The 19,656-nt window shown below is 74.3% G+C and carries 18 protein-coding genes; 4 read left to right on the top strand and 14 right to left on the bottom strand.

All coding sequences use genetic code 11. The annotated features are described in order from the left end of the window. Positions 1-224: 224 nt before the first annotated feature. The 9 genes from ACFWN3_RS16030 to ACFWN3_RS15990 all read right to left on the bottom strand — a co-directional run bounded on the left by ACFWN3_RS16030 (position 225) and on the right by ACFWN3_RS15990 (position 7,799). Positions 225-689: a helix-turn-helix domain-containing protein gene (locus tag ACFWN3_RS16030; RefSeq protein ID WP_377641272.1), complete on the bottom strand. Its 465-nt coding sequence runs from the start codon at positions 687-689 to the stop codon at positions 225-227. Between the two features lie 94 nt (positions 690-783). Beyond that, positions 784-1,167: a YciI family protein gene (locus ACFWN3_RS16025; protein ID WP_377641270.1), complete on the bottom strand. Its 384-nt coding sequence runs from the start codon at positions 1,165-1,167 to the stop codon at positions 784-786. Positions 1,168-1,172: 5 nt separating this feature from the next. After that, positions 1,173-2,435, bottom strand: a complete 1,263-nt coding sequence (locus ACFWN3_RS16020; protein ID WP_377641268.1) for a hypothetical protein — start codon at positions 2,433-2,435, stop codon at positions 1,173-1,175. 32 nt (positions 2,436-2,467) lie between these two features. Continuing rightward, the gene (locus ACFWN3_RS16015; protein ID WP_377641266.1) at positions 2,468-3,214 is read right to left on the bottom strand and encodes an alpha/beta hydrolase-fold protein; all 747 of its coding nucleotides are present in this window, start codon (positions 3,212-3,214) and stop codon (positions 2,468-2,470) included. Positions 3,215-3,263: 49 nt separating this feature from the next. Continuing rightward, a complete protein-coding gene (locus tag ACFWN3_RS16010; RefSeq protein WP_377641264.1) occupies positions 3,264-4,295 on the bottom strand; it encodes an alpha/beta hydrolase in 1,032 nt (343 codons plus the stop codon). A 4-nt stretch (positions 4,296-4,299) separates the two neighbouring features. Beyond that, positions 4,300-5,328 carry a co-chaperone YbbN gene (locus tag ACFWN3_RS16005; RefSeq protein WP_377641262.1) on the bottom strand — a complete coding sequence of 343 codons (1,029 nt, stop codon included), beginning with the start codon at positions 5,326-5,328 and terminating at the stop codon, positions 4,300-4,302. A gap of 54 nt (positions 5,329-5,382) precedes the next feature. Then, a complete protein-coding gene (locus ACFWN3_RS16000; protein WP_377641260.1) occupies positions 5,383-6,414 on the bottom strand; it encodes a hypothetical protein in 1,032 nt (343 codons plus the stop codon). Then, the gene (locus ACFWN3_RS15995; protein WP_377641258.1) at positions 6,411-7,133 is read right to left on the bottom strand and encodes a hypothetical protein; all 723 of its coding nucleotides are present in this window, start codon (positions 7,131-7,133) and stop codon (positions 6,411-6,413) included. Before ACFWN3_RS15995 ends, ACFWN3_RS16000 begins: the two co-directional genes overlap by 4 nt. A 150-nt stretch (positions 7,134-7,283) precedes the next feature. Further along, on the bottom strand, positions 7,284-7,799 hold the full coding sequence (locus tag ACFWN3_RS15990; RefSeq protein WP_377641256.1) for a MarR family winged helix-turn-helix transcriptional regulator: 516 nt from the start codon (positions 7,797-7,799) through the stop codon (positions 7,284-7,286). Positions 7,800-7,918: 119 nt separating this feature from the next. Between ACFWN3_RS15990 and ACFWN3_RS15985 the strand changes: the two genes are divergently transcribed. Together ACFWN3_RS15985 and ACFWN3_RS15980 are read left to right on the top strand one after the other, a co-directional pair. Next, complete coding sequence (locus ACFWN3_RS15985; protein ID WP_377641254.1) at positions 7,919-8,653, top strand: HAD family hydrolase; 735 nt, start codon at positions 7,919-7,921, stop codon at positions 8,651-8,653. Then, a complete protein-coding gene (locus tag ACFWN3_RS15980; RefSeq protein WP_377641252.1) occupies positions 8,650-11,235 on the top strand; it encodes a glycoside hydrolase family 65 protein in 2,586 nt (861 codons plus the stop codon). Before ACFWN3_RS15985 ends, ACFWN3_RS15980 begins: the two co-directional genes overlap by 4 nt. A 31-nt stretch (positions 11,236-11,266) precedes the next feature. Here ACFWN3_RS15980 and ACFWN3_RS15975 read toward each other — a convergent pair whose 3' ends face one another. The 3 genes from ACFWN3_RS15975 to ACFWN3_RS15965 are packed head-to-tail and all read right to left on the bottom strand — an operon-like array spanning position 11,267 to position 14,017. Next, positions 11,267-11,857 carry a GNAT family N-acetyltransferase gene (locus ACFWN3_RS15975; RefSeq protein ID WP_377641250.1) on the bottom strand — a complete coding sequence of 197 codons (591 nt, stop codon included), beginning with the start codon at positions 11,855-11,857 and terminating at the stop codon, positions 11,267-11,269. Further along, positions 11,854-12,777 carry a methylmalonyl Co-A mutase-associated GTPase MeaB gene (meaB, locus tag ACFWN3_RS15970; protein ID WP_377641248.1) on the bottom strand — a complete coding sequence of 308 codons (924 nt, stop codon included), beginning with the start codon at positions 12,775-12,777 and terminating at the stop codon, positions 11,854-11,856. The genes ACFWN3_RS15975 and meaB overlap by 4 nt, the downstream gene beginning before the upstream one ends. A gap of 40 nt (positions 12,778-12,817) precedes the next feature. Beyond that, positions 12,818-14,017, bottom strand: a complete 1,200-nt coding sequence (locus tag ACFWN3_RS15965) for an acetyl-CoA C-acetyltransferase (RefSeq protein ID WP_377641246.1) — start codon at positions 14,015-14,017, stop codon at positions 12,818-12,820. A 137-nt stretch (positions 14,018-14,154) separates the two neighbouring features. Here ACFWN3_RS15965 and mce point away from each other — a divergent pair, with 137 nt between their 5' ends. Beyond that, positions 14,155-14,598 (top strand): methylmalonyl-CoA epimerase, encoded by a 444-nt coding sequence (gene mce, locus ACFWN3_RS15960; protein ID WP_377641244.1) that lies wholly within the window; start codon positions 14,155-14,157, stop codon positions 14,596-14,598. A 110-nt stretch (positions 14,599-14,708) separates the two neighbouring features. Further along, complete coding sequence (locus ACFWN3_RS15955) at positions 14,709-16,202, top strand: MDR family MFS transporter (RefSeq protein WP_377641242.1); 1,494 nt, start codon at positions 14,709-14,711, stop codon at positions 16,200-16,202. Here the strand turns inward: ACFWN3_RS15955 and ACFWN3_RS15950 are convergent. Together ACFWN3_RS15950 and ACFWN3_RS15945 are read right to left on the bottom strand one after the other, a co-directional pair. After that, on the bottom strand, positions 16,189-18,237 hold the full coding sequence (locus ACFWN3_RS15950) for a hypothetical protein (RefSeq protein WP_377641240.1): 2,049 nt from the start codon (positions 18,235-18,237) through the stop codon (positions 16,189-16,191). The genes ACFWN3_RS15955 and ACFWN3_RS15950 overlap by 14 nt on opposite strands. Next, the gene (locus ACFWN3_RS15945; protein WP_377641238.1) at positions 18,234-19,547 is read right to left on the bottom strand and encodes a hypothetical protein; all 1,314 of its coding nucleotides are present in this window, start codon (positions 19,545-19,547) and stop codon (positions 18,234-18,236) included. The genes ACFWN3_RS15950 and ACFWN3_RS15945 overlap by 4 nt, the downstream gene beginning before the upstream one ends. Positions 19,548-19,656: the final 109 nt, after the last annotated feature.

The raw sequence follows: 19,656 nt of genomic DNA, 5'->3' as shown, positions 1-19,656 counted from the left end.
GCGCGCCTCGGGGATATGGTCGCGCCGCTCCTTCGCAATGCTGACCCCCAGCGCAGCAGTGCGACTGCGCGCCTCGGGGATATGGTCGCGCCGCTCCTTCGCACTGCTGACCCCCAGCGCAGCAGTGCGAAGGCGCTGAAACGGCACATGCCTGCGGCGGCCGTCGCCATCGAGCGGCACCGGCACGGCACCGGCCCGGGCACGGGCACGGGCACCGGGAGGCCCTACAGGGTCCAGTACCGGCCCGGGAAGTGCGGCAGCGGGTCCGGGGAGTCCCCGCGCGGCGGGAGTCGCCCCACGGCCGCCCAGTGCGGTCCGTAGGGGTTGACCTTGCCGCGGTGGCGGTCCCAGGTCTGCGGACTGTCGTACCGCTCGACCACGTGGAGGTGGTGCGCCGGAAGTCGTCGTCGACCGCGGTCGAGGACGTGCTCGACGACCTCGTCGGCCTCGGGCCAGTCCGTGGGGTCGATCGGCACGACCCGCAGCCGGAAGCCCATTCCTCGCAGGATGCCGTCGACCCGGCCCAGTGCCTTCGGTCCGTTGCCCGCCTCCCAGCGGCCCACGACGGCGCGGTCCCACCCGAGGAGGTCGGCGAGCTCGCGCTGGCTCAGCGAGTAGCGGCGTCGGGCCAGACGAAAGGCCGTGGCGACGGCCTCGAGCGGGTCGTCCTGGTCGTCGAGGTTGGACATGCCCCACATCACCGCACCCTCACCGGCACGCGCAGGGCCACAGCCGGCCCTGTGGACGGCCGCCACTGACGGCACCGCCTGTGGACGGAGCGGCTCAGAGGTCCTCGAAGCGGACCCGCTCGCCCACGGGCTCCTCTCGCTCGGGGAAGGCGATCCGCCCCGCCGACACCGCCCACCGGGCCGTGTCCACCCGGAACCGTCCGGCGGCCACGGCCGGGTCCTGCTCGGCCATCGCCCGCGCCTCGTCGGGCGGCACGGTCCAGACCGACATCCCGCGGATCGTCTCGTCGCTCTTGTCGAGCAGCGGACCGTTCGCGGCGACGAGGCCGCGCCGTCCGAGGTCGGCGAGGAACGCGAGGTGGGCGTGGTGCAGCGCGGTCGAGGCCTCCTCGTCGAGGTCGGGCGGGTTGTCGCCGCTGCGCAGGTAGACGACGGTCCGCACGTCGAACACCTCCGGCACGCCCTCGGGGCGTCCCACGGGGCTCAGCCGACCTGGCTGCCGAGGCGGGTCTGCTCGTCGCTGACCCACATCCCGAGCAACCCGCCGAAGTGCGCCTCGAAGCGCTCCCACTCGTGGGGCGGGTAGGTCTGCTGGACGGTCGAGGTGAGCAGGGTGCGGAAGTCCGGGCCCGAGATCCAGTCCAGGACCATCTCGTCGAGGTCGGGCAGGGCCGAGTCGCAGAACGCGCGGTACCGCTCGGTCTCGAAGTAGTCGTCGGCCAGGGTCTGGTAGGCCCCGAGACGGCTCTGGTAGTCGAGCACCTCGTCGTCGGCGACGGCGAACCACGGGCCGGTCTCGACCTGGGTGCGCGGGGACCGCCCGGTGACGACGCAGAACGCGGTCCACCGCAGCAGCGCCTTCATCGCCCACGGGAAGTAGTAGTGCAGCGAGGTGACGGCGACGTCGGGGCAGGCGTTCGCGTAGTCGATCGGGTAGACGACGCCGTCCTTGACGAGCATCTCGCAGGAGTTGAACTCCCACTTGAAGAAGGCGTTGACGGTCTGCGAGATCGTCACCACCTCGCGGCCGACCTCCTCGGAGAGGAAGCCGTGGGCGACGGCGTAGCGCTGGTGCATGGGCTCGTCGGGCTGGAACTTCATCACCATCGTCTCGGGGCCGATGGTCAGCGAGCGGGCGAAGTGCTCGAAGTCGGGCACCGACGCCTGGAGGTGCATGAGCATCTCGCCGGAGTCGTCGTAGGAGCGGTGCAGGTCGGCGCGGTCGGTGACCTGCGAGACCCCGCGCCAGCCGCCGCCGTCGAAGGGCTTCATGTACAACGGGTAGCCGAGGCTGTCGGCGATGCTGTCGAGGTCGAAGTTCCGGTTGTACTTCGCCGACGTGTAGGCCCAGCGGGCGTTGTCGACGGGGTTCTTGTAGGGGACGAGGACGGTCTCGGGCACGTTCATGCCCAGCCGCATCAGGGCGCAGTACGCCGAGTGCTTCTCCATCGACTGGAACGTGAACGGGCTGTTGAGCAGGTACACGTCGTCCATGAGCGCGATCTTCTTCAGCCACTCGCGCGGGTGGTAGTACCAGTGCGCGAGCCGGTCGATGACGAGCTCCTGGCGCGGCTTGTCGCGCAGGTTGAACGGCTCGATGCTCAGCCGCTCGGTCGTGAGGGTGTGGCTCGTCCCGTCGGGGGCCGTGAGGACGCCGAGCCTGCGGGCCAGCGCCTCGAACGTCGTCGGCCAGTCCTCCTCGGCGCCGAGCAGCAGTCCGACGAGGTGGTCGGTCGTGGGGGCCACGATGGTTCTCCTTCGGTCAGACGGGCGGGCGGTCACACGAAACGGGGCAGGTGGTGCGCGAGCTGGCGGTGCCACCACGGCCAGTCGTGGGCGCTGTCATGTCCCCAGACATCGAGCTCGTGGCGGATTCCCTTGTGCGACAGTACCTCTGCGAACTCACGCGTGGAGGACAGCGCCCGCGTGGGTGACTCCTCGAACGGGCCCTGCCCGACGACCAGCAGCAGCGACACCCGTGAGCGGACCCAGTCGAGGTGGTCGCCCTCCATGTGGGCGACGTACCCCATGGGGTTCGCGAAGTACGTCGCGTCACCGAGGTCGCCCCACCCGTTCCACGTCGTCGGGTCGTAGTTGCCGCTGAGCCCGATGGCCACCGGGGCGACGTCGGCACGCTGGAGGGTCAGGTGGACGGCGTGGTAGGCCCCGAGGGACACCCCGACCGTCACGACCTCCTGGTCGCCGCCGGTCTCGCCGACGACGTACGGCAGCACCTGCTCGGACAGCCAGGCCCCGTACGTGCCCGCCCGTTGCGCCCGCTCCTCCGTCGGCAGGTCGCGGTTCGACCACGACCACGCGTCGAGGGAGTCGACGCAGAAGAGGCTGACCCGCCCCTCGTCGACGAGCCAGCGCACCGCGTCGAGCATCCCGTTGCCCTCGGCGTCGTGCGCCCCGCCCGCCTCGGACGGGAAGAGCAGGACCGGCCGGCCCCACGACCCGTGCCGGACGACCTCGAGGGTCGCGTCGTGCCCCGGGACCGGGAGTCTGACGCTGCGGGTCTCCATGCGCCCCACCCTGCCGTCCGGGCCAGCCCGTCGCAACCACGGGCCGCGCTCACCAGAGGCGCTGGAGCACCTCGGTGAGCCCGGGGTCGAGGGCGTCGCGCCAGGCGGTGTAGTTGTGGAGGTCGGGGACCTCGCGCAGCGTGACGTCGTGGCCCGCCCGGGTGAGGGCCGCGGCCATGTCGCGGTTGTTGGCGAGGTTCTCCTCGAGGGAGCCGCACGTCATCCCGACGACGAGGGGGTGGTCCACCTCGCGCATGTCGAGGACGGACTGCACCGAGCGCGAGATCCGGTCGAAGTACCGGAAGCCGCTCTCGTTGTGGTCGTGGCGCACCTGGAAGAACGAGCCGGACTGCGCGAACACCCCGCCGACCCGGGGCGCCCCGAGGACGCCGAGCAGCACCGCGGTGAGGCCACCGAGGCTCGCGCCGACGACGACCACGGGCCCCGCCGTCGCGAACCGCTCCCCCAAGTGGTCCAGGCCCGCGTCCGCGACGGTGCGCAGGTACTGCGGGGACCCCGAGTACCACGCGTCGCGCAGGACGGGGTGGGTGAGGGCGACGCGGTGGGGAGGCAGGTGCCCCGCCGCGACGAGGGCCGCGCTGTAGGTCGTGAGCCGGGCCAGGCTGCCGTACTCGGGACCGTCGTGGACGAGGAGCAGCGGGGCCGGCTCGTCGTCGGGCAGGTCCTCGGGGGACCACACCGTGACCGGGACCTCGTCGGCCGTCTCGCCCTCGACGCCCATCGCGGTGAACCGTCCCCCGACGACGGGCGCCGACAGCCACCACGGGGCGGTGTAGCCGGGCAGCTCGACGACCGACCGCTCACCGAACGCCGTGGCGACGCGCAGGGGGTTCGCCGGGTCGAGGACGGTCTCCTGGCCCTCGCCGCGGGTCAGGGTGAACCGGTACTCGACCCGCTGCAGCGGTGGGTGCGGCAGGTAGAGGTGCCAGTGGTCGTCGCGACGCTGCATCGCCCGGGGTCCGGGCACGGCGCGGTCGCAGTCGAGGGAGACGGCGGTGACACTCGGGTCGTCCGGGTGGAACCGGAAGCGGACGAGGCCGTCGAGGACGGTGGTGGTCACCGGGTCAGAAGAGCGCGCTCATCAGGGCGGTGCGGCCCTTGCGCACCCGCTCGTCGTGGCTCCCGACGACGGCGAACAGCTCGATGAGGTGGGTCCGCACGCGGTCGCGGTCGTCACCGGTCGTGGAGCGCACGAGGTCGAGCAGGCGGGTGAACGCGTCCTCGACGTGGCCGCCGAGGACGTCGAGGTCGGCGACGGTGGTCGCGGCGTCGACGTCGGTGGGGTCGGCCGCGGCGGCCGCCCGGGCGGCGGTGAGGTCGACCTCGCTCGTGCGCTGGAGCAGGCGGACCTGGGCCAGTCCCAGCTCGGCGTCGTGGTCCTTGGGGTTCGCGGCGAGGGCCTGCTCGTAGGCGGCCGTCGCGGCGGCGTAGTCGCCCGCCTCGATGGCGTCGAAGGCGGCCTGGTGAAGCGGCGGCAGCTCGTCGTCGTCGGGGGCGCCGGGCACCGGGCCGAGGTCGACCCGACCGGTGATGCCGTTCTGCACCGCCGCCTGGAGGAGCTGGTCGAGGACGACGCGGACCTCGGACTCGGGCTGCATCCCGGGGAAGAGCGGGACGGGCTGGCCCTGGAGCAGCCCGAAGGTGGCCGGGACGGTCGGCTGGCCGAAGGCCTGCACGAGGATCGGCTGGAACGCCTGGAGCAGCTCGGGCTCGGCCGACAGGTCGGCGACGAGGACGAGGACGCGCCCCTCGAGCGAGGCGGCGACGCGGGTCACCGTCTCGACGAGCTCGCGGGTCTGCGGGTGGGCCGAGGACCAGAGGACGAGGACCCCGGGGACCTGGAGGGTCTTGTTGAGGGCCGACTGGAGGTTCTCGGCGCGGACCTCGACGACGAGACCCTCGGGGACGGCCGGGGCGGTGGGAGCCGCGCCGGTCGAGCCCGTCGCTCCGGTCGCGCCGGCGCCGCCCGCGGAGCCCGCGGCCGCGGACCCTCCGGTGACGGGAGGGCCGGCGGGGGCCGGGCCCGGCGCGCCGGTGACGGACGACAGGTCGACGGCGCCGCGGGTGCCCGCGGGCTTGGGGGTCTCGGTCATGGTCCTGATTGTGTCAAAGGGCGGATGGCCCGGTGCGCGGCGGCCCGGACGGGCTCAGCGACCGCGCCCGGAGACGAGCAGCTCGTCGGCCCCGATGACCGTGGCGGCGCCCGTGGCGGGCACGACGACGACGACGGCCTCGAGGTTGTTGAGCACCAGGCTCCTGGTGACCTTCTTCTTCTTCACGAGGTCGGCGTAGACCTTCGGCAGGACGATCTCCTTGGCCGTCGGCCGCACCGTGATGGTGTCGGTGCGCTGCATGAGGGCGAAGGTCACGGCGCCACCACGGGCGAGCCGGAAGGTGAGCGCCTTCTCCAGGCGCGGCTCGTGGACCTGGGTGAGCGTCGCGAGCTTGCCGAGGGACTTCGCCTGGGTCGCGGCAGCGGTCCGGAGGCCGGTCGCGAAGGGGTCGGTGACGTCGACCGCCGGCGAGGCCTTGCCCTTCGGCTGCGCGATGGCGGCCGCGTAGGCGGCGACGGCCTTCTCGGGCGAGGTCGCCAGCCCCTCGGAGGCCTTCGGGTCGAGCAGCGGGGCGCCCGTCGCCTCGGTCCCGACGGCGGGGAGCTGCGCGCCGGCGAACATCGGCACGCTGGCGGCGATCCGGAACGGCTCGTCGGGCTCCTCCGACAGCATGACGTGGAGGTACTGGGTGTTGGTGTCGGCGTCGAGGGTCGCCGCGAGGATGGCGCGCGGCCAGTCGCGACCCTGGGACTGGGCGACGACGGTGGGGGTCGGCCCGGTGGCGAGCGCGGCGTCCCCGGCAGCCGTGGCCGGGACGGGGCGCTGGGCCCGGGCCTCGGCGAGGGCGAGGGCGTCGCCGGTGAAGACCTTCGCCCGGGCCGCCTTCTGCGCGGCGGCGTCGCCCTCGGCGGGCGTGTCGGCCTCGGTGAGCAGGCGGGTCGCGATGGCGGTGGCGCCGTCGGGGTCGAGCGGCGCCGTGGCGGTCTTCTCGGCGGGTGCCGGTCGCATCCCGACGAGCGTCTCGGTCGCGTCGCCGCAGCCGCCGAGGAGGACGGCGGCGGCGAGCGCGCCGGCGGCGAGGGCCAGGGGGCGGGTCGAGCGGGTCGAGCAGGGACGGCGGGTCATCGGGTGGCCTCCTCGGGGTCGCGGGGCTCGGGGTCGGGCTCCGGCGCGACGGCGGGATCGGGTGTGTCAGCGGGATCAGGGGTGGCGGGGGGAACGGGCGGCACGTCCGGCCCGGACGGGTGGGTCGGGCGCCGCGGCCAGGCGAGGAGCACGCCGACGACGAGCACGAAGAGCCCGACGAGGGCGGCGACGACCGCCTCGACGAACCACGTCTTGTCGGTGACGGCGAAGGTCAGGGAGCGCAGCGGGCCGCCCTCGGACGCGACGACGAGGGTCTCGGGCGCCTCGGCCTGCTCGACGGTGAGGGTGACCGGGAGGTCGCCCTGGTCCTGCTGGCGCCACAGGTCGGCGACCCCGAGCCCCTCGGCGGCGTCTCCGGAGCCGGCCGAGCGCGTCGTGAGCAGCCAGTCGCGCACGTCGACGCCGGTGACCCGGGTGTGCCGGGAGTCGCCGAGCACCGCGGTGGCGTCCGACGGGTTGGCCAGCGCCATCCAGACGCGGCCACCGGCGGCGGGGGTCGCGGTGACGACGACGTCGGCGTCGACGCGGTTGAGCACCTCGGGCCGGATGACGATCGGGTCGCTCGTCGCGGGGCGCACGGTGAACTGCGCGGTGCCCGAGGTCCCCAGCTCGGTCGCGAACCACCCACCGAGCACGGTGAGCGCGAGGCCGACGAGGGCCAGGAGCACACCGACGAGGCGTGTGAGGAACGTGAGCACGGGGGTCCTTCGGGACGGGTCCGGGGGCGTCCCGGACACGCGTCCGGGACGAGGGCTGTCGTCCACCATGACAAACGCCGCAGCCGCGCGACAAATCCCGGGAGCACCGGGCGTGACCCACGCCACGGCGTGCCGTGGCTCAGCGTGGCCTCAGGCGTCGAAGTCGCGGGCTCCCACGCGCACCGTGCGCAACAGGGAGAACAGGGTCGCGTGCTGGTCGGCGTCGAGCATGCCCAGGCCGAAGTCGGCGGCCTCGAGCTCGGCGGTGACCGCCTCCATCGCCGCCCGCCCGGTGTCGGTGATGACGGCGAAGGCGCCGCGGCGGTCGGCCGGGTTCGGCACCCGCTCGACGAAGCCCTGCGCGGCCAGGCGCTGGACGATGTTCGTCGCGCTCGTCGGGTGGACCATGAGCCGCTCGCCGATCCGCGACATCGACAGGCGGCCCTCGCGGGAGAAGGCGAGCAGGACGAGGGCCTCGTACCGGGCGAAGGTCAGCCCGTGGCGCCCGGCGATGGCGTCGAACCGCCCGAGGAGCAGCTGCTGCACCCGCATGATCGAGGTGGCGCTGGCCATCGAGACGGCGTGGGACCGCTCCCCCCAGCGGTCCTCCCACAGCTCCGCGGCCCGGGCGATCGGGTCGAACGGCAGGCGGACGGGCTGGCTCACAGCGTGCACGCTAGCCGAGGCCGCAGCGCGCCCCCCGGACCGACCGCTCACCGAACGGCGGGGCACCCGACCGCGGGGCGGATTGCGCAAGCGCTCTCGCACTCCCTAGCGTTCCCACCATGACCGGTGCCCCCGTGACCTGGACCGACCACGACGCGGTCCTGTTCGACCTCGACGGCGTGCTGACGCCGACCGCCGAGGTGCACCGTCGCGCCTGGGCCGAGATGTTCGACGCCTTCCTCGGGTCGTGGACCGGCGAGGGCGACACCCGCCCGTGGAGCGAGCAGGACTACTACGACCACGTCGACGGCAAGCCGCGCTACGACGGCGTGCGCGACTTCCTCACCTCGCGCGGCATCACCCTCCCCGAGGGCGAGCCCTCCGACGCGCCCGACGCCGTCACCGTCTGCGGGCTCGGCAACCGCAAGAACGACGCCTTCAACGCCGTCCTCGAGCGCGACGGCGTCACGGCGTACCCGGGCTCCATCGCCCTCCTCGACGTCCTGCGCGACCTCGGGACGCCCCTGGCGGTCGTGTCGTCGTCGGCCAACGCGCCGGCCGTCCTGGCCGCCGCCGGGATCGCCGACCGCTTCGTCACCGTCGTCGACGGCCGGGTCGCCACCGACCTGGGGCTGCCGGGCAAGCCGGCGCCCGACACCTTCGTCCACGCGGCGCTCGCCTGCGGCGCCACCTCCGCGCGCTCCGTCGTCGTCGAGGACGCCGTGTCCGGCGTGCGCGCGGGGGCCGCGGGCGACTTCGCCCTCGTCATCGGCGTCGACCGCGGCGCCGGGGCCGACGTCCTCACCGCCGCGGGCGCCGACCTCGTCGTCGACGACCTCGGGGCCCTCGCGTGAAGGCGGGGCACGTCGAGGGCGACCCGCTCGACCGCAGCCGCTTCCCCGCCGACCCGTGGCGCCTCGTCGAGCGTGACCCCGACCGGATCGACCTCGGCACCACCGAGACCCTGTTCACCGTGGCGAACGGCTACATCGGCATGCGGGGCAACCCCGAGGAGGGGCGCCGCGCCCACGAGCACGGCACCTTCGTCAACGGCTTCCACGAGACCTGGCCCATCCGCCACGCCGAGGGGGCCTTCGGGTTCGCCCGCACCGGCCAGACGATGGTCAACGTCCCCGACGCCAAGCTGATGAAGCTCTACGTCGACGACGAGCCCCTCGTCATCGGCAGCGCCGACCTCGAGCACTACGAGCGCTCCCTCGACTTCCGCGACGGCGTGCTGCGCCGCTCCGTCGTGTGGCGCACCCCGTCGGGCAAGCGGGTGCGCGTCGACTCCACCCGCATGGTCTCGATGACCCAGCGCCACCTCGTCGTGCTCACCCTCGAGGTGACGATGCTCTCGGGCGACGCACCGGTCCTCGTCTCGAGCCAGCTGCTCAACCGCCAGGACGGCGAGGACGAGTACCACGAGCCCGCGCAGGCCAAGGTCGCGACGGCCGACCCCCGCAAAGCGTCCGCGATCGAGGGGAGGGTCCTCGAGCCGCGCCTCCACGTGGCGACCGAGGACCGGATGACGCTGGGCTACCGCTGCGCCAACTCCGGCATGACCGTCACCGTGGCCGCCGACCACTCGCTGCGCACCGACGACTCCTACGAGACCGTCGTGCGGGCCGAGAAGGACCAGACGAAGATCGTCTTCCGCGTCGACGCGTCCGAGGGCAGGACGGTCCGGGTCGAGAAGGTCGTGGCCTACCACACCTCCCGCAGCCTGCCCGTGCGCGAGCTGTCGGACCGGTGCGACCGCACCCTCGACCGCGCCGCCCGCTACGACGTCGATCACTACCTCGCCGAGCAGCGCGCCTGGTACGACGCGTTCTGGGAGCGCAGCGACGTCGAGATCGGCTCCGACGACCCCGACACCGAGGGCATCCAGCAGGCCATCCGCTTCAACCTCTTCACCCTGGCGCAGGCCGCCGGGCGCGCCGACGGCCAGGGCGTCCCCGCCAAGGGCGTCACGGGCTCGGGCTACGAGGGGCACTACTTCTGGGACAGCGAGGTCTACGTCGCGCCCTTCCTGTCCTTCACCAGCCCCGAGCTCGCCCGCAACCTCATGCACTTCCGTGCCCGGATGCTCCCGGCGGCGCGCGACCGCGCCCGCGAGGTCTCCCAGCGCGGCGCCCTCTTCCCGTGGCGGACGATCAGCGGCGAGGAGGCCTCGGCGTACTACGCGGCCGGGACCGCCCAGGTGCACATCGACGCCGACGTCGTCCACGCCCTCGTCCAGTACGTGACGGCGAGCGGCGACGTCGGCTTCCTCCTGCGCGACGGCCTGCCGATCCTCGTCGAGACCGCCCGGTTCTACGCCGACCTCGGGTTCTGGCGCAACAACGGCGACCGCTCCTTCCACATCCACGGGGTGACCGGTCCCGACGAGTACACGACGGTCGTCAACAACAACCTCTTCACCAACGTCATGGCGCGCTACAACCTCGAGCAGGCGGTGGCCTGGGTCGGCTGGGCGCAGCGCGAGCACCCGGAGGTCCACGCGCGGCTGGTCCAGAAGCTGGGCCTCGACGACACCGAGGTCGCCGAGTGGGCCGAGTGCGCCGACGGCATGCACATCCCGTTCGACGAGGGCCTGGGCATCCACCCGCAGGACGACTTCTTCCTCGACCGCGAGGTGTGGGACCTCAGCAAGACCCCCGACGAGCTGCGGCCCCTGCTCCTGCACTACCACCCGCTCGTCATCTACCGCTTCCAGGTGCTCAAGCAGGCCGACGTCGTCCTCGCGCTCTTCCTCCAGGGCGACCGGTTCAGCGCCGAGGAGAAGAGGGCCGACTTCGAGTACTACGACCCCATCACCACCGGCGACTCCACCCTGTCCGCGGTCGTCCAGTCCGTCGTCGCCGCCGAGGTCGGCTACCACGAGGTCGCCTGGGACTACTTCCTCCAGGGCCTGTTCGTCGACCTCGCGAACCTCCACGGCAACACCGTCGACGGGCTGCACATCGCCTCGACCGGTGGCGTGTGGGCCTCCCTCGTCAACGGCTTCGGCGGGATGCGCGACCACGACGGCAACCTGCGCTTCGACCCCCGCCTGCCCGAGCAGTGGCGCTCGCTGACCTTCCCGCTCACCTGGCGGGGGACGCGGGTGCGCTTCACCCTCACGGCCGACGCGCTGCACCTCGAGGTCGAGGAGGGCGAGTCGCCCGTGCCCGTCCAGGTGCGCGGAGCGGACCACGTCGTCGCGCCCGGGTCACCGGTGACCGTCGCGCTCGACGGCCACGGCCCCCGCATCGAGGGCGTCCTCGGCGACCGCCCGCAGACCGGTGGCACCCGGGCCGACGGCAGCCGGATCACCGCCGGGGTCCCCGACCCGATGCCGCTGGAGGACGGCGAGGTCCCCGAGCCGCTCATCACCGACATCGGCGTCCCCGAGCCCGGGCTGGGCGAGCACTCGCTCATCGGCCCCGAGTGACCCCTGCGCACCTGACCGGGGCGGGGCCCGGTCAGGTGTCGCGAGGCGGCCAGCCGCGCCAGGTGGCGGCGTCGACGGCCATGTCGGTCGCGCCGATCGACAGGCCGTCGAAGACGAGCGCGTCGGCCCGCTGCCCCGTGGCCGCGTAGCCGACCCTCTCGTAGACGCGCCGCGCCCGCGGGTTGTGGTCGAAGACCTCGAGGGTGATCCGCCGCAGGCCGAGCCGCTCGAGGCCGTACGCCGTCACGAGGCCGACCGCCTCGGTCCCGAGCCCCTTCCCCCGCCCCTCGGGCCCGACGAGGACGCGCATGTTGGCCGTGAGGGCGTCGGGGTCGACCTCGTTGAGGACGACCTCCCCGACGAGGCGGCCGGTGGCGCGCTCCTGCACCGCGAGGTCGAGGCGGTCGACCTGGTCGTTGCGGGTGGCGTACCAGTCGCGCAGCCGGTCGTCGAGCTCCTGCCGCTGCCGCGCCTCGGCCGTCGTCTCGACGCTGCCGGTGAGGGCCCGGACCTCGGGGTCGGAGAGGATCTCGGCCATCGTCTCGGCGTCGCCCTCGCGGAACGGCCGGAGGACGACGAGGGCACCCTCGAGCGTCGGCTTCGTCACGAGGTCAGGGGTCACGAGGGCTCCTCCATCAGGGCGTCGGCCGCGGCGTAGGGGTCGAGCCGGCCGGCCGCGACGTCGGCGGCCAGTGCCTCGAGACGGGCGCCCGCCACGCCGCCGAGCCGTCGGCGGAGCGCCTCGACCGCGAGCGCCTCGACCTCGCGGGCCGCGCGCCGGGTGCGCCGGGCCCGCAGCCCGTCGGCGCCGAGCCGGGCGCGGTGCGCGTCGAGGGCGGCGACGACCTCGTCGACGCCGCTGCCCGTGAGCGCCTCGGTCCGCAGCACGGGCGGGCGCCAGGCGTCGGGCTCGGCGCGGTCCGCCAGCGACACCGCGTGCCGCAGGTCGCGCACGGTCCGGTCGGCTCCCTCGCGGTCGGCCTTGTTGACGACGAGGACGTCGGCCACCTCGAGGAGGCCCGCCTTCGCCGCCTGGACCCCGTCGCCCATCCCCGGCGCGAGGAGGACGACCGTCGTGTCGGCGGTCGACGCGACCTCGACCTCGCTCTGCCCCACCCCGACCGTCTCGAGGAGGACGACGTCGCACCCCGCGGCATCGAGGACGCGCACCGCCTGGGGCGCCGCCCACGACAGCCCGCCGAGGTGGCCGCGCGAGGCCATCGAGCGGATGAACACCCCCGGGTCGGCGGCGTGCTCGGACATCCGGATCCGGTCGCCGAGGAGCGCCCCGCCCGAGAAGGGCGACGAGGGGTCGACGGCGAGGACCCCGACGCGCGAGCCCCGGGCCCGGTAGGCCGTGACGAGGGCGTTCGTCGTCGTCGACTTGCCGACCCCGGGCGAGCCGGTGATGCCGACGACGTGCGCCCGGCCGGTGTGCGGCGCCAGCGCGGCCATGAGCTCGCGCAGCGCCGGGTGACCGTCCTCGACGAGGGAGATGAGGCGGGCGACCGCACGCGGACGCCCCTCCCTCGCGTCGGACACGAGGGAGGGGACGTCGACGCTGCGGACGCCGCTCAGCGCGTCAGCCCCGCGCGGGGACCTTGACGACGAGGGCGTCGCCCTGGCCGCCGCCGCCGCACAGCGCGGCGGCACCGACGCCGCCACCGCGGCGCTGGAGCTCGAGCGCGAGGTGGAGGGTGATGCGCGCGCCGGACATCCCGATGGGGTGGCCGAGGGCGATGGCGCCACCGTTGACGTTGACCCTGTCCTCGTCGAGGCCGAGCTCCTTGGCCGAGGCCAGGCCGACCGCGGCGAACGCCTCGTTGATCTCGACGAGGTCGAGGTCGGAGGGCGAGATGCCCTCTCGCTCACAGGCCTTCGCGATGGCGCGGGCGGGCTGGCTCTGGAGCGTGGAGTCGGGGCCGGCGACGACGCCGTGGGCCCCGATCTCGGCGAGCCAGGTGAGGCCGAGCTCCTCGGCCCTCGACCTCCGCATGACGACGACCGCGCAGGCACCGTCGCTGATCTGCGAGGCCGAGCCGGCCGTGATGGTGCCGTCCTTGCGGAACGCGGGTCGCAGGCCGCCGAGCGACTCGGTCGTCGTGTCGGCGCGGATGCCCTCGTCGGTCTTGAACTCGACCGGCTCGCCCCTGCGCTGCGGGATGGAGACGGTGACGACCTCGTCGTCGAAGTAGCCGTCCTTCCAGGCGCGCGCCGCCAGCTGGTGGCTGCGGGCGGAGAAGGCGTCCTGCTCCTCGCGGGTGAAGGCGACCTCCCCGGTGTTCGCGGTCTCGGTGAGCAGGCCCATCGCCTGGTCGGTGAACGCGTCCCAGAGGCCGTCCTGCGCCATGTGGTCGTGCAGCGTGACGTCGCCGTACTTGTAGCCGTCGCGGCTCTTCTCGAGCAGGTGCGGCGCGTTCGTCATCGACTCCTGGCCGCCGGCGACGACGACGTCGAACTCGCCGGCACGGATCAGCTGGTCGGCGAGCGCGATGGCGTCGATGCCCGACAGGCAGACCTTGTTGATGGTGAGGGCGGGCACGCTCATCGGGATGCCGGCCTTGGCCGCGGCCTGGCGGGCGGGGATCTGGCCCTCGCCGGCCGTGAGGACCTGGCCCATGATGACGTAGTCGACGTCCTCCGGGGCGACGCCGGACTTCTCGAGGGCCCCCCTGATGGCGAAGCCACCGAGGTCGGAGCCGCTGAAGCCCTTGAGCGAGCCGCTCATCCGACCCATCGGGGTACGGGCGCCGGCGACGATGACGGACGGGTCGGTGGACATGCGATGGCCTCCGGAGTCGGGGTCGTGGGGATCGGCTTCGACTGTAGTCCCGGGGCGCCGCGGCGCCATCCCCGGCGGTCGGTGACCCTCGCCACCCGGGCGCCGCTGCCGTCCCCCGCCGCTCCTACGCTGGCCCCATGAGCGCCCTGCCCACCGACCTCTTCACCGCGATCGACCACGTCGGCGTCGCCGTCGCCGACCTCGACGAGGCGGTGTCGTTCTACGAGTCGACCTACGGGATGCGCAAGCTCCACGAGGAGGTCAACGAGGAGCAGGGCGTGCGCGAGGCGATGATGGCGGTCGGCGACTCGGGGTCGTGCATCCAGCTGCTCGCACCCCTCTCCCCCGCGTCGACGATCGCGCGCTTCCTCGACCGCAGCGGTCCCGGCATCCAGCAGCTCGCCTACCGCGTCGCCGACCTCGACGCCGTGAGCGCCACCCTGCGCGAGCGCGGCCTGCGCCTGCTGTACGACGCGCCCCGCCGTGGGACCAGCGACAGCCGGGTCAACTTCATCCACCCCAAGGACGCGGGCGGCATCCTCGTCGAGCTCGTGGAGCCGGCGGCCGACGCCGCGCACTGACGGAATAACCGGTCGCCCGGGCGCCTTGCCAGACGTAGCCTCGAACGGCTGGTCCTCCCCGACGACGTGACGGGCCATCGTGCCGCCCTTCGTCTGTCAGGACCCCTTTCGTGACCTCCCCCGCCACCACCGCGCCGACCGGCTCGACCACGTCGACCGGCTCGACCACGTCGACGACCCCGGCCCGTGCCGCGCGCCCCACCGGCACCCCGCCGGTCATCCGCTGGCTCGTCCTCGCGACCTTCATCGTCATCCTCAACGAGACGATCATGATCAACGCGATCCCGCGGCTCATGACCGACCTCGCGATCACCGCGACCGCCGCCCAGTGGCTCTCGACCGCCTTCATGCTGACGATGGCCGCGGTCATCCCCGTCACCGGATGGTTCCTCCAGCGCTTCGCGACCCGCACCGCCTACCTCACGGCGATGGCGACCTTCCTCGTCGGCACCGCCCTCGCCGCCGCGGCCCCGACCTTCGAGGTGCTGCTCGGCGCCCGGATCGTCCAGGCCGGTGGCACGGCCGTGATGATCCCGCTCCTCATGACGACCCTGATGACCGTCGTGCCCGAGAGCGACCGGGGCCGGGTCATGGGCAACGTGACGCTCGCGATGTCGGTCGCCCCCGCGATGGGTCCGGCCGTCTCCGGCGTCGTCCTCCAGGTCGGCTCGTGGCGCCTGCTCTTCCTCCTCGTCCTGCCGATCGCGGCCGCCATCACGTGGGTCGGTTTCCGCCGGCTGGAGAACGTCGGCGAGCCGCGGCCCGGTGACGTCGACTGGTTCAGCGTCGTCGTCGCCGCCCTCGGCTTCGGCGGGCTCGTCTACGGGCTCAGCCGGTTCAGCGAGGGCGAGGTCGCGACCCCCGTCGCGCTCATCGTGGCCGGCCTCGGGGCGATCGCCGCGTTCGTCCTGCGCCAGCGGTCCCTCCAGCGCACCGGGTCGCCGCTCATGGACCTGCGCGTGCTGACCCACCGCACCTACACGCTCGCCCTGCTCCTCATGGCCGTCGCGTTCATGTCGATGCTCGGCGCGATGATCCTCCTGCCGCTCTACCTCCAGGAGGTACGCGGCCTCAGCCCGCTGCAGACCGGGCTGCTCGTCATGCCCGGCGGCATCGCCATGGGGCTGCTCGGCCCGTCGGTCGGCAGGGTCTTCGACCGCCTCGGCGGCCGGGTCCTCGTCGTCCCCGGGGCGGTCGGCATCGTCGTCGCCCTCGCCGGCCTGACCCAGGTGGGCGCCGCGACCCCGTACGCGCTCGTCCTCGGCATCCACGTCCTGCTGTCGGTCTCGCTCGCGGCCGTGTTCACGCCCGTGTTCACGCTCGGGCTAGGAGCGCTCCCGGCGCACCTGTACTCGCACGGCAGCTCGATGCTCGGCACGCTCCAGCAGGTCGCCGCGGCCTTCGGCACGGCCCTCGTCATCACGGTGATGACGACGCGCGCGGCCGGCCTCGTCGAGACCGGCACGGGGCAGGTCGCGGCCCTCCTCGAGGGCCTGCGCTCCGCGTTCTGGGTCGGCGCCGCCATCTCGCTGCTCGTCGTCGTCGTGGCCCTCTTCCTCCCGAACCGGGCCGAGCACTCCGACGGGCCCGTCACCGGGCACTGACGTCGCCGGCGCCCCGCTCCTGCCGCCCCGCGGCGACGAGGAGCGGGGCGAGGACGACGGCGACGAACGCGGGGATCACCAGTCCCGAGTCGTTGACGGCGAACCCGACGAGCGCGACCACGGCCGCCCCCCGGAGCACCACGCCGCCCGCGGGCGAGGGCCGCCAGCCACGTCGCCACGCGACGACGCCGAGGACGAGCGTGGCCAGCGCCATCGCGACGAGCGGGGGCGAGCCGAGGTTCGCGAGGTTCTGGGCGACCTTGCGGCCGACGACCTCCCCCGCCTCGCCGGAGACCACGGACTCGACGAAGTCGCCGAGGTGGGTGCGCGCGTCGGCGGGGCGCAACCAGTCGAGGAGGGCCACGCCGACGGCGAGCGCGCCGGCGCCGACGACGGCCGAGACCACGCGAACCGGGGTGAGCGGCAGCCCGATCGAGAGCGCGATGACGAGCAGGCCCCCGAGCAGGAGCCCCGGAGGCCCGCCGAAGTCGGCCCCGAGGCCGGGCAGGGCCTCGAGCGCGAGCGCGGCGACGAGCACGGTGATCGCGAGCGCCGCCGCCCCCCAGCGCCCGACCCGCCACCTGGTCGCCATGGCGGCCACGGCAGCGACGACGACGAGGACCGCGACGCCGTAGAGCGCGAACGAGGTGTTGCCGAAGCCGTAGAACCGGCCGCCGACCGTCGGGTTCTGGCCGAAGACCGACCCCAGCTGGAGCCCCGACCCACGCAGGACGTCGCCGCCGAGGACCCACAAAGTCACGAGCGCGACGAGGACCAGCCCGCCGAGCGGTCGCCGGCGTTCGGCGGCCAGCGCGGCGACGCCGAGGACGGCGACGACCACGACGAGCGCGGCCGCGAAGACCGGGCCCGGCGCCGGGGCACGCCACCAGGGGACGAGGTTGGCGACGAAGGTCCCCACCGGGACCGTCGCGACGGCGACCCCACCCGCGACGACGGTCCGCGGCAGCGTCGTGTCGGCCCCCCGGCGCCACCAGAGGACGGCGACGAGCGCGCACCACAGGGTGAACAGCGCCGCGAGCCAGCCGGTGACCTGCGGGCTCACCGACCGCAGCGTCGCCGCGCGGGTCTCGAAGCCGACCCGCTCGGCGACCCGCTCGGCGACCGGGCCGTCGTCGGGCACGGTCGTGAGCACGCGGCCCGTCACCGCGGCGGTCCCGACCCCAACCCGCGCGAGGGCCGTCGCCGTGACGTCCTGGAGCTGCGCGGCGCCCGGCTGGCGGGTCGAGGCCGAGGTGAGCGTCCCGGTCGCGAACGAGGGCCCGGAGGCGACGATCGCGCGGGGCCGCACGGGAGAGACCCCGTCGCCGACGCCGGCGACCACGACGTCGCGGTCCTCGGCTGCTCGCAGCACCGAGGCCACGACCTCGTCGAGCCGGCTGACGGCGGCGACCCGCTCGGGTCCGCCCTCGGGGAGGACGCCCCCGTCGACGAGGACGACCGCGCACGAGAAGCTCGCCGGCACGCTCTCGTGGTGATGCTCGACCCGGCCCCGGACGTCGGCCCCGCCGATCGCGGCTCCGGCGCCGACGGTCTCGACGCACGCCCCCGTCGAGGCGACGTCCGTGCCGAGGGTGCCCGGGCGCGCGCCGTACCCGTCGGAGGCGGCCGCGGCGAGGTAGGCGGACCACCCGGGCACCGCTCCGCCCACCGGAGGGGCGGGGACGCGGCACTCCCCGGCGGTGTCGGCGGCCCGGCGTCCCGACGACAGGGTGAGCCACCCGTCGACCGCGCACGCCCGGCTGCGCACCGCCCGCACCGTCAGCGAGCCGAGGGCGCCGTCGGCGACGAGCGTCGACAGGGCCGGGAGGTCGTCGCGCTCGAGGTCCGACCACGCCAGCCCGGGTGCCCCGACGACGACGAGCGGGACGGGGTCGGTGGCGGTGCGGACGGAGCCCGACGCGGCTGACGCGGCTGACGCGGCTGACGCGGCGCCGGCGCCGGACAGCGCGGTGGCGAGCGCGAGGACGACGCCGACGACGGCCGCGACGACCCGGCGGCCCCGACGACGCGTCACCGGGACCGCACCTCCTCGTGCCGGGCGATGACGACGAGCGCGGCGGTCCACGCGAGCGGTGCCACCGCCGCGGGGCGGCCGTCGTGCAGGACCTTCTCGGGGAACGAGCCCGCGTCGGTGCGGTGGTCGCCGAGCCAGCGCAGCAGCGCCTCCGCCTTGCCCGCGTGGCCGGTGGCGGCCCAGGCGGTGGCGAACAGCGCGGTCTGGGGCGTCCAGCTGACCCCGTCGTTGCGCCACTCGGCGCCGGGGGCGAGGCCGCCGGCGGGCCGCATCATCGACGTCTGGGCCCGGTCGAGGGCCGAGAGGACCTCGATGTCGGCGCTCGTCGGACCGATGGGCGGCACGAGGAAGGCCACGGCCGCGTCGGCCGCCGACCCGCCGAGCAGGCGCGGGTAGCCCGTGGGGCCGAACTTCCGGCGGACCTGGGCGCCGAGCAGGTCGGCTGCGGCACGCGTCCGGTCGGCCATCGCCATCTCCCCGACGAGCGGCAGGACGTCGCTGACGCTGCGCATCCCGGCGAGGACGGCGGCCGCGGTCCCGAGGGTCAGGGTGGTCTCGACGAGCTCCCAGTAGTCCGACGACGGCGGGGGCAGCATCGTCTGGTCGTCGAGGGAGGCGAGGAGCCGTTGCGCGCAGCGCACGAGCATCGGCCGCAACGGCGCGAGGAGCTCGACCGCGCCGTCCGGGTCGGCGAGGGCGATCTGGGCGGCGGCCCAGGCCACCCACCCCGACCCGTCGAGCTGGGGGACGCGGTCGTCGGGCCGGCGCCCCGTCCGCAGGTCGTAGCGCGCCTCGAACCACCCGTCGGGGCGCTGCACCCGCTGGAGGAAGCCGAGGTGGCGGGCGGCGTCCTCGGCGTGGCCCGAGCGGGCCAGGGCGGCGGTGACGAACGAGACGTCGCGCGGCCACGCGTAGCGCCACCGGTCGGTCCACCCCGCGACCGAGACCGGGAGCCCGGCCGAGAGCACCCGCAGGTCGAGGAGCGCGGAGCGCAGGAGGTCGTCGCCGTCGTCGAGCCGGCGACGCACCCACGGCGCGCACTCCTCCAGCCAGGCGAGCTCGTCCTCGACGAGGAGCGGGGTCTGCGGCCGCCCGGCGAGCACCCGGGTGCCGGGGACCACGGTGTCGACGCGTCCGGCCGGGACGAGCACCCGCGAGCCGCGGCCCGAGAAGGCCACGGTCTCGCTGTAGAGGCGGATCTCGGCCCGCATGATGCGCTGCGTGACGCTCCAGTACGCCGCCGCCGAGTAGGCCGCCACCCCGACCCCGCCGAGCACCGCCCGGCGGGGGGTGAGGAGGGTGCTGGCCACGACGGCACGCTATCCCGCGGGTCGTGGGCCCGTCCCCCGCACCCCGTGAGCCGGATCACGCGGTGGGCGCGGTCACACGGGCCGGGAGCCTCGTGCACCGGCCGCTAGC

The sequence above is a fragment of the Oryzobacter terrae genome (genome assembly GCF_042756445.1).
GTDB lineage: Bacteria > Actinomycetota > Actinomycetes > Actinomycetales > Dermatophilaceae > Oryzobacter > Oryzobacter terrae.
Note: the sequence above shows the minus strand (reverse complement) of the source record. Positions and strands in the feature narration are given on the sequence as shown.